The 1,044-nt window shown below is 46.9% G+C and carries 2 protein-coding genes; one reads left to right on the top strand and one right to left on the bottom strand.

Features of this window, described 5'->3' with window-relative positions; translation table 11 throughout:
* On the bottom strand, nucleotides 1–625 hold a 625-nt coding region (locus tag GRP75_RS27835; RefSeq protein WP_160790989.1), incomplete at its 3' end, for a LysR family transcriptional regulator.
* Between the two features lie 108 nt (nucleotides 626–733).
* On the opposite strand from GRP75_RS27835, the gene GRP75_RS27830 reads away from it, so the two are divergent.
* Nucleotides 734–1,044 (top strand): dihydrodipicolinate synthase family protein (locus tag GRP75_RS27830; protein WP_202404352.1); only part of this gene is annotated, 311 nt, incomplete at its 3' end.

The raw sequence follows: 1,044 nt of genomic DNA, 5'->3' as shown, positions 1-1,044 counted from the left end.
CTCGAAGCACTCTCTCCAACAGTTGTCTGTAGTTGCACGTATGCTCGGGCATAATCCACTCCGCATCTACCAGATCATCCAGGCTGATTCGCTCTTTAGCGATAAGCGGATGGTTTGGATGGACAATCAGCACAAGCGGTTCTTCTCGAATCGTAATCCACTGCAAGGCTGGATTGCTTGAATCGTCCGCGAGGATCAGCCCGACATCGGCCTCCCCTTCCCTGACCTGGTGCAAAATCATCTCTTCGCGATCCGTATGCAATCGTATGTTCAGATCAGGGTATTCTTTGCGAGTCGCCTGCATATACGGCGGCAGAAAATACGAAGCGATGGAATCCATAGTACCGATCGTCATGGAGCCCCCACCCTGCTTAGCCAATTTTTCTTTCGATTGCTCAAAAAGCTCCAGCATTTGTCCGGCAAGCTTGAATAGCTCTTCCCCGGCGGAGGTAAGACGAATCTTGTTATTGCTGTAACGCTCGAACAATTTGACTTGATACGTTTTCTCCAGCTTTTGAATCTGGGTCGTGACGCTGGATTGTGCGTAACCGAGCACTTCTGCTGCTCTTGTAAAGCTTTCACGAATGGCAACTTCCCGAAATGTTTGAAGATAAATGAAATCCAATCTGGCCACCCCATCGGAAATTTTGATTAGAATCATCGTTTATTATAGATAACTCTGATGCTGTCTCCTATGTTACATTAGATTTAATTCAACGGGAAGGGATAACTGATGATGATGAACGAACAACATATTCATGGGATTTTCATACCGCTGATTACACCTTTTACGCGTGACTATAAGTTGGACATCGATTCGTACCGGAAGTATGTTACCTATCTTGCAGGCCATGACATCCAGGGTCTGGTCGTTAACGGTACGACAGGAGAGTCGCCAACCGTATCCTGGGATGAAGTGAAGCAAATGGTTCAGGTGACGCAGGATGTTTTGAAGAGCATGAACAAAAACATTCCGATCGTCATTGGCACGGGAACGAACGACACTTATTCAACGGTGCATCGGACGGAAATGGCGGCTGAATT

The sequence above is a fragment of the Paenibacillus sp. OT2-17 genome (assembly GCF_009827695.1).
GTDB classification, from domain to species: domain Bacteria; phylum Bacillota; class Bacilli; order Paenibacillales; family Paenibacillaceae; genus Paenibacillus; species Paenibacillus polymyxa_B.
Note: the sequence above shows the minus strand (reverse complement) of the source record. Positions and strands in the feature narration are given on the sequence as shown.